This is a genomic window from Patescibacteria group bacterium (genome assembly GCA_028707065.1).
Taxonomy (GTDB): domain Bacteria; phylum Patescibacteriota; class Patescibacteriia; order Patescibacteriales; family WJLG01; genus JAQTUZ01.
The window spans coordinates 1-8,045 of sequence record JAQTUZ010000023.1; the positions used below are offsets into that span (position 1 = coordinate 1).

Genomic DNA, 8,045 nt, shown 5'->3' on the forward strand with positions numbered 1-8,045 from the left:
GATAATTCTGATCGGCTTGCTTATTTCAACCGCCCCCGGCAAAAAATAATGGCCTGCCGCGGACACCACTTGCCATTCTTGCCGATCAATATCCCATAAAATAAATTCACTGTCAGAAATTTGAGAAATAACCAGGCCGGTCAACCTGCCTTCTTCGGGCGCGTTCCAAAAAGCGATCGGCTGATTGAAAACTTGCGGGTAAAGCGGCCAGCGCTCGCCCAAGAGATCATCAATCAAGCGGCCGGCGCCCAATTGAAAAAATATCGCGCCTAAAATAAAACTCGCGAGGATCGAGGCAACCGCTACTGCCGCCACGGAATAACGGTAGCCGCGGCCGGTATGCTTAAAATTATAATATAAAACAAAGATGAAAAAAGCCAAAAAGATCAGCCAGAAATAAGGCAAAGTAAAGAAGATGAATTTAAACAAACTGCCGTCCATTTTTTGGTAAATCTCCAGGCTGTTATCGCATAAAAAATAAATGATGACCGAAGTGGCCAAGCCGCCGATAACGAGCGACAGCGATCCCGCCCCCCAAACCACGTATTCTTTAAGCAAAAAAGCCCAGCGCGGCTTGGGCGCGATCTTTTCTTCTTTTATTTTTTCGAGCAGTTTCGGCCCGAATTCCTGATTGATTTCATCCATAAAGTTTTTTAAATTCGGCGATAAATTCTTTTTTAGCCCGATTCATCAGCGAAGCTACGGTACCCATGGGTTTTTTAATGATATCTGATATTTCCCGATAGCTTTTTTCTTCCATGAATTTCAAGATGATTATTTCCCGGCACTCTTTCCTGATCCGCCGCAAAACCGCGGAAATTTTTTCCTGAAGCAGCGCGGCGTCGATCTTCTGATTGATATTAAAATCGCCCGCGATGCTTTCGGTCACCGTCTCGTCCAAAGAGACGGCTTGATGCTGGGGCCGAGCCCGTTTTTTGCGATAAGCGCTGATCACTTCGTTGTGCGCGATGCGGAAGATCCAGGAAGAAAATTTCAAATCAAGGCTGAAATCATTCAAATTCAGATAAACCTTCAAAAAAACTTCCTGCAAAATGTCCTCGGCGTCTTCCGCGCTCGCATCGGTTATCTTCCTGATGTAGCCGTAAAGCTTATCTTTATACCGATTGACAATATACAAAAAATTATCCCGGTCGGAGAGCGCCAGTTTAACCAATTGCTCATCAGTTTGCTCTCGCTGATCGAGAATTTTTGTCATGAACACTGGGTTATTCCTTAATAAGTAATTACGCAATTAACCCTGATTTTCTTCAGTAAAACCGGAATAAAAAGACGGCCGCGATCAGCAAAGCAAGGCCAATCCGATACCACAAGAATAAAGAGAAGTCGTTTTTTTTAAGATAGCCGAGCAGGAATTTGATCGCCGCCAGGCCGAAAACCGCGGCCGCGATCACCCCCAGCCAAAAAGACAAATTCAGATCGTCTTTGACGATCTTGGGCAATTCCAGCAAAAACGCGCCGACGATCGCGGGCGTGCCGAGCAAAAAAGAAAAGCGCGCCGCCTCGGCTCTGCCGAGGCCGATCAAACGGCTGCCGGTCAAAGTAATACCAGCGCGGGAAACTCCGGGGATCAAGGCGATCGACTGAAACAGCCCGACGATAAAAGCTTTGCCATAAGTCATTGCCTCCGGCGCCAAATCAGTTTTGGCTTTTTTATCGGTAAACCAAAGCAGCCAGCCGAAAAAAGCAAAATTAAAAGCAACGAAAAGAACCGAGCGGATATCTCCCGCGTATTTGTCGATCAGCAGGCCGATGATCGCGGCCGGAATGGAAGCAATGATTATTTGCCATAAAAAATTTCGCGGATACGGCCAGGCAGCTTCGCTGACCAAAGTGGATTTCTTGGTAAAGCCGTTCTTAATTATTATCAACCAATCTTTCCCGAAATAAACCAAGAGCGCCACGACCGTGCCGGCGTGTAAAGCCACGTCGAAAACAACCCCCTGATAATTCCAGCCGAAAAAATACGGGATCAAAACCAGATGGCCGGAAGAAGAGATGGGCAGGAATTCGGTCAGACCTTGGACTGCCCCTAAGATTATTGCATGTAAGCTGCTGAGCATAATTTTTAAAACTAATTTTTTTATAACGATTATAAACAAATTAGTTAACTAGTTAATTGGTTAATTAGTTGTAATATACCGGGCTCCCGTTTGCTATAAAACTAATTAACTAATCAACCAATTAACTAATTACTAATCAACTAATTGTTCAGCTGGTCAATGTCGGCTTGATATTTTTCCGCCGTGGCGATGACATTGTCGCCGTAAAAGCGGAAAGCGGAATTGGTCGAGCCGCAAAAATATTTCATCGCCGCCGCCCATTCGCCCGATCGATTTGTTCCGCCGTCAGCGGCCAATTTAAGCGAAGCGGCCAAGAACGCGTCGCGAATATCCCAAGGATCGGCCGCGCTGCCGGTGATCGCCGTGATCTTGCCGCGATAGCCCATCCAAGTGGAAGGAATGAATTGCGCCGGGCCCATCGCTCCGCCCCAGCCGATCTGCTTGCCGCTCTTATCTTTCATCGGACAGGACACCGGCGTAATATCAGGATTGCGGCCCAGCTCTTTGGTGATCGTTAAAAACGGCTGCTGATCGCGCTCCGGCTTCATTACCACCTTCCAGCTTTTGGAAGGCGGGTCGCCTTCGCGGTTGCAAGTGCCGACATTTTTTCCCAAATTTGATTCCTGCGTCAAGATCGCCAAGAGCATGGCCGGACGCACGCCGGTTTGTTTGGACGCCCAAGTCGCGACCTCGACGGCTTGGCCGAAAGTGATCTGTTTGCTGACTTCGATCAAGCTGTAAATCCTATTTTTGATGATCGCCGCCTGCGCCTTGCTTTGCTTTAACATATCCTGATAATTTTCTTCTTTGCCTTTGGTTTGCGCCAGCAAGGAATTTTGATCCTGCAAATTCACCGCCAGCTGATCTTTTTGCAAGCTGACGATCTGCACGTAATTTTGCTCCTCAGCCTGCTTAGCCGCCAATTGTTCTTTGGTGTTCTGCAAATCCCGATCGGCAATTTTCAACGATTGCAAGATCTGGCCCAGGCCTTCGCCGATGACTTCGAAGCCGCGCAGCTTATCATAAAAATTGGAAATATTTTGGGAAGAAACCAGAATATCCAGCGAGGAATAGCGATCCAATTTCCACATCTGTTTGATGATCAAGGCCAGCTGATCCTTTAACACGGAAATTTTATTTTCATTGGCCTGGCTATCGGCCTGATTCTGCAAGATCTGCACCTGGGAATCTTCCAAACGCAAAGTCATCTCTTTGATCTGCAAGGTCAATTGCGCCTGTTTGATCTTCAATTGTTTTATTTTATTGGCCAAAGTATTTTTCTGCGCGCCGATCTTGGTCAGATCTTTCTGGTATTGATTTATCTGCGCTTCGATATCGCTCAATTGCTTTTGCAAGGCCGCCCGTTGCGCGTTCACATCCTGAAGCTGTTGCGCGTACGGATCCGCGGTTTGGGCCGAAATTTTCGAGCCAAACAAAAAACACGGCAAGAGCAAAAGTAAAAAAAGCCAAAAAAATAGGTATTTCTTCGTCATAGCTTCATTATATCATTAATAATTGCCAAATAAAAAAGCCCTAATCAATAGAGCCTAAGCTAAGATTGATAATTCGCGGACAACCCGCCCCGCCGCCATAACACACCCCGTCCGCTCTGGGCGGACACCCCTCTTAATAGAGGGGAATTATCTGATCAGCCGATAAGACAGCCAGATGCCGATGACGCCGCCCAAGAATCCGCACAAAACCGAAGCGTAGGAAAAAGCGCCAGCGCCGAAAAGAGTCGGCAGATATCCCCCGATCACCGAACCGATAACCATGCCGATCATCACGACTTTTTTATCCATAGCCTTGTCTTAACACAAAAATACTTATTCCGAAAAAATTCTATTTGAACGAATCAAGCTTCTTAATGATCCCGTTAATGGCATCGACCTCGACCAGATCGCCGGTTTTTAAAACCTTGGTGGCGATCTTCGTCCCGATGACGCAAGGTTTTTTCATTTCCCGGGCAATGATCGCCGCGTGGCAGGTAACGCCTCCTTCATCAGTGATGAAAGCTGCCGATTTTTTCATGGCCGGCAAATATTCCGGAGTGGTCATGGAAGTTACCAAAATTTCACCTTTTCTGATATCTCCGATCTCTTTTTTGATCATGATCAATCGCACTCGCCCGCGGGCCAAACCCCGAAAAGCCGCTTGCCCTTTAAAATCTTGAATCTTTTCCAGCGAACTAAAATCGTAGCTGTAACCTGATTTAGCCAAAATTCTTTGGGCTTTAGCCGGCCGGCCGCCGGTTAAGAAAACCCCCCGCCGGGAACAGATAAAACCCGCTTTTCTTTTTTTCAATTCTTTGACGTCAGGTTTCTCCCCTTTTTCCAAAAAAGCTAAAAATTCTTTCTCGGTAATAAAATCAGTTAATGACTTAACTGATGATAACTTAGCCGCCACGGCCTCCATGATCAAAGCGCATAGCTCCCGGCCCTGGGGCAAAGTTTTTTCCGATATTTGGCGCGCCTTGACGGCTAATTTCACTTCGCGGCTGAATGATTTATTAAGCGCGGGCTTGTCTTCCAGCCAGATCGGCAGCCATTTCATCACCACGAACGGCCCAAAATGTTTTGCCATATAACCGCAATAAGTTTGATAAATATCGACGATCTCCCCGCGGCTGATTTTTTTGCTTAATTTCTTTCTGGCGCCGCTGAAAAAAGAAAAAAATTCCCGGGTCAAAGAAACAAATTTTTGATACTCGGCGGGAAACCAGTTCGCGTCTTGTTTTATTTTCTTCAAAACAAAATTTAAAAACTTCCCGTAATGTTCCTCCCGCAAAAGAATGACGTCGGAATATTTATCATGAAAATAAAAAATCAGATCGCTATACGACCAGCCCAGCCAGCGCTTCAGGCCGCCGAGCAAGCCGATCTCCCAGGCGCGCATGTCGATCGCGGTCATGTCCCGGGAAAGAATTTTTTCTATCTTTTTCATAATGTTATATCCGGTTACCGAACAGTTAAAGAGATATGTTAAAATTCAATTAATATTATAGCTTAGTTTCTGATATTTTTACCATAGGGCCGACAAGGCGGCAAAAAATAAAGCAGGGCATTGAGAGGCCCTGCTTTATTGATTTATCTTCAATTATCTTTTAGAAATCAGCTATCACGGCGGCGCTGACATTGATTATTCGGCGGTCGCGGTATTGATATAATTCCTGCAAGCTGTGGATGTATTGCTTCTTGCCGTTGACGATCACATAAATTTTGTGATCCGGGCCGCGGAGCAAAGTTCCGTCGGCGTAGATTTTAACCCCCAAAACTTGTCCGAAATTCTGCCGGTATTGCTTGATGAGCGCGTCGCTGACATTATGGATTTCGCGGCCGCGATAAGCTTGCAGAGCGGCGAGATCCGGGATCAGCTTGATCGCTTGTCCGGGCATAACCACGTAGATCTTGCCTTCCGGAGCGCGCAACAGAGTGCCCACGGCATAAATTTTCAATCCCAAAACTTGTCCGCAAACTTCGCTGCGTCCTTGCTGTTCATTGAGAGTCAAGGAACAATTGATCGGCGTCTTGTCGATCACGTCGCGAGTTTTGATGCCATTGATGCAATCTCCCCAAGCGCTGTAAGTGACAGTAGCGCAAGGGATGGAATTTATCGGATAGGTGTCGGCGGAAACGGCGTTAACGCCGAATAAATTGTTGTCTCCAGCCAAGCTGGAAAAAGCAATCGCCAAAGCAATGATGCTTCCCATTAAAATTTTTCCTTTCATAATAATTTTGCCTAATTTTATCAGGGGACTATCGCCGAATGCCGTTTTGGCCTAAATCTTCATATTTTGGTAAATTTTTTAAAGAATGTTTCGGCTGATATAACCATATCACCCTCAATATTCTTTAAAAAATTTCCTCAAAATCTGAATGATTTATGCTCAAAGAGCATTCGGCGACAGCCCCCGTTTTTAGACAATTTAATTTAATATTTTAAATAACACTTTATTATATACCATAAACCGATAAATTGTCAAGTCTTGATTTGTCCCCTCCACGGGAGGGGTGGCTCGCTTCCCCTCTCGGGAGGGGTGGCCGCGCCTCGCGGCCGGGGTGGGTTGGCGAGACAGGGAGGATTATAATAAATTCGTCCCCTCCCCGGGAGGGGACATTTTTAAAATAAAGCAGGGCCATTGACCGGCCCTGCTTTATTTTTATATCGTTTGCCCCGCCGCAGTTTCCACATCAAGACTGCACTGAGGGGCCGAGAAAACTTTTATCTAATAAGCCGCGATAACATCGGCGCTCACGTTATAAATTATGCGTCCGCGATATTGCCATAATTCTTTCAAGCTGGAGATGTAATTCTTTTTGCCGTTGATCAGCACGTAAATTTTCATGTCCGGCCCGCGGAGCAAAGTTCCGTCCGGATAAATCTTCACTCCCAAAATCTGTTTATACTGGGCGATGATTTCATAGCTGACATTGAAGATTTCACGGCCGCGATATTGCCATAATTCTTTCAAGCTGGAAATATATTTAACCGTGCTGGTGGAAGTAACAACATAAATTCTTTTGTCCGGAGTGCGCAATAACGAACCGACCGCGTAAACTTTCGCGCCCAAAACCTGGCCGCCGGCGGTAAGAGCCGCGCCGCAAGCCTGTGTTCGAACCGCTTGCTGACCGGCGCTCAAAGTACAGAATTTAGGAGCCTGGCTTAAGACATCGCGATATTGGATTCCATTGACGCAACTTCCCCAATCGCCGTAAACAACGCCGGTGCAAGGAGTGGCCACGAAAGATGAGCTGCCTCCTCCGCTGGGAGAAGCCGGAGCCTGATATTCTTTAACGATCACAGTTCGAATTATTTGGTCAGCTTCATTGCCGGCCGCGTCAGAACAATCGTATTTAATTATGTAAGTTCCGGCAGTATTAGTATCGACTGTTCCGCTAATCACGGGTTGAATAGCGCCATCAACGGCATCCTTGCAGCTGGCGCCCTGCTCGGTATAAGTCGTGCCAAATCCCCGGATGATCGACGGCTCGCCAATCAGAGTAATGACCGGCGGAACAGTATCTTTAACAATGACAAAGAAAGATGAGGTGGCGGTATTTTCATGATTGTCGGAAGCTGAACAATTGACGGTCGTTGTCCCCAACGGGAAAGTTGAACCGGAAGCCGGCTTGCAGACAACCGCGACCCCGCCGTCAACCTCGTCGATAGCGGACGGCAATCTATAATTCACTGTCGCACCGCTAGCCGAAGCCGCTTCGGCCGTAATATTTTCGTGAGCGCTGATGACCGGAGGGGTGATATCATCAGCCACGGTCACGTTCACGCCCGCCTTCAGATCGGTCGGAGAAACACCCTCGGGCAATGCTAAAGTTCCGGTGAAAGCATAAATTCCAGCAACATTGCCATTATAAACCGGCAAGCCGCCATCCCAAGTGACCGGCAATAACTGAGCGGTTTCATTATTACTTAAAATGACACTGACGGTTATCGGCAAACCAACAGCTTCGAGAGCGGTGCCGTTAGCGACATTGATGTCATCGATAGGAGCTATGGAAATAACGGTGATGGGAATTGCCATGAAACTCACGGCAATCGTATGGTCAGAAGTTACATCGGAAAAAATATAAGAATTCATCGCTCCTTGAGAAACTCCATCCGCAAACACGTCGGAAACCATATAACCTTCTTCGGGAATAAAATCAAAATCTTGTTCACTGCCTTCAGTTACCGAAACCGAACCGGAAGGACTGATAGAGCCATAGTCACCGGCCGAGGCGATAATAGCATAAGTGTTAGGGGTCGGTATTTGGCTATCTTGAAAAGCGCTTACGGCGCCGGTCAGCGTGCTAACCGCGGCATCAACTTCTGATTGAGCTTGAGTTTCAGTCACGGCTTGAGCAACGGCGATGGCGGCGTTCAAAGTGTCCACGGAATCTTGAGTATATTGGCCGGGAGCTTCACCGACGACAGCGGCAGAGACCGCGGCTTGCGCAACGCCAATCT

General features: G+C 47.0%; 8 protein-coding genes. All 8 read right to left on the reverse strand.

From position 1 onward, the window contains the following. On the reverse strand, positions 1-645 hold a 645-nt coding region (locus tag PHE24_06095; GenBank protein MDD4902676.1), incomplete at its 3' end, for a hypothetical protein. Next, positions 638-1,216 carry an RNA polymerase sigma factor gene (locus PHE24_06100; GenBank protein ID MDD4902677.1) on the reverse strand — a complete coding sequence of 193 codons (579 nt, stop codon included), beginning with the start codon at positions 1,214-1,216 and terminating at the stop codon, positions 638-640. The genes PHE24_06100 and PHE24_06095, both read right to left, overlap by 8 nt. 52 nt (positions 1,217-1,268) lie before the next feature. Then, positions 1,269-2,081, reverse strand: a complete 813-nt coding sequence (locus PHE24_06105) for an undecaprenyl-diphosphate phosphatase (protein ID MDD4902678.1) — start codon at positions 2,079-2,081, stop codon at positions 1,269-1,271. A gap of 140 nt (positions 2,082-2,221) precedes the next feature. Beyond that, a complete protein-coding gene (locus PHE24_06110) occupies positions 2,222-3,574 on the reverse strand; it encodes a hypothetical protein (protein ID MDD4902679.1) in 1,353 nt (450 codons plus the stop codon). Positions 3,575-3,721: 147 nt separating this feature from the next. Then, the gene (locus tag PHE24_06115; protein ID MDD4902680.1) at positions 3,722-3,883 is read right to left on the reverse strand and encodes a hypothetical protein; all 162 of its coding nucleotides are present in this window, start codon (positions 3,881-3,883) and stop codon (positions 3,722-3,724) included. A gap of 40 nt (positions 3,884-3,923) precedes the next feature. Continuing rightward, the gene (locus PHE24_06120; GenBank protein ID MDD4902681.1) at positions 3,924-5,024 is read right to left on the reverse strand and encodes a PEP-utilizing enzyme; all 1,101 of its coding nucleotides are present in this window, start codon (positions 5,022-5,024) and stop codon (positions 3,924-3,926) included. A gap of 160 nt (positions 5,025-5,184) precedes the next feature. After that, on the reverse strand, positions 5,185-5,808 hold the full coding sequence (locus PHE24_06125; protein ID MDD4902682.1) for a hypothetical protein: 624 nt from the start codon (positions 5,806-5,808) through the stop codon (positions 5,185-5,187). 498 nt (positions 5,809-6,306) lie between these two features. Next, on the reverse strand, positions 6,307-8,045 hold a 1,739-nt coding region (locus PHE24_06130; GenBank protein ID MDD4902683.1), incomplete at its 5' end, for a DUF5011 domain-containing protein.

Excerpts from the sequence above, each read along its gene's own strand:
- PHE24_06100 (MDD4902677.1), bottom strand. The coding sequence starts at position 1,216 with ATGACAAAAATTCTCGATCAGCGAGAGCAAACTGATGAGCAATTGGTT.
- PHE24_06105 (MDD4902678.1), bottom strand. The coding sequence starts at position 2,081 with ATGCTCAGCAGCTTACATGCAATAATCTTAGGGGCAGTCCAAGGTCTG.
- PHE24_06110 (MDD4902679.1), bottom strand. The coding sequence starts at position 3,574 with ATGACGAAGAAATACCTATTTTTTTGGCTTTTTTTACTTTTGCTCTTG.
- PHE24_06115 (MDD4902680.1), bottom strand. The coding sequence starts at position 3,883 with ATGGATAAAAAAGTCGTGATGATCGGCATGGTTATCGGTTCGGTGATC.
- PHE24_06120 (MDD4902681.1), bottom strand. The coding sequence starts at position 5,024 with ATGAAAAAGATAGAAAAAATTCTTTCCCGGGACATGACCGCGATCGAC.
- PHE24_06125 (MDD4902682.1), bottom strand. The coding sequence starts at position 5,808 with ATGAAAGGAAAAATTTTAATGGGAAGCATCATTGCTTTGGCGATTGCT.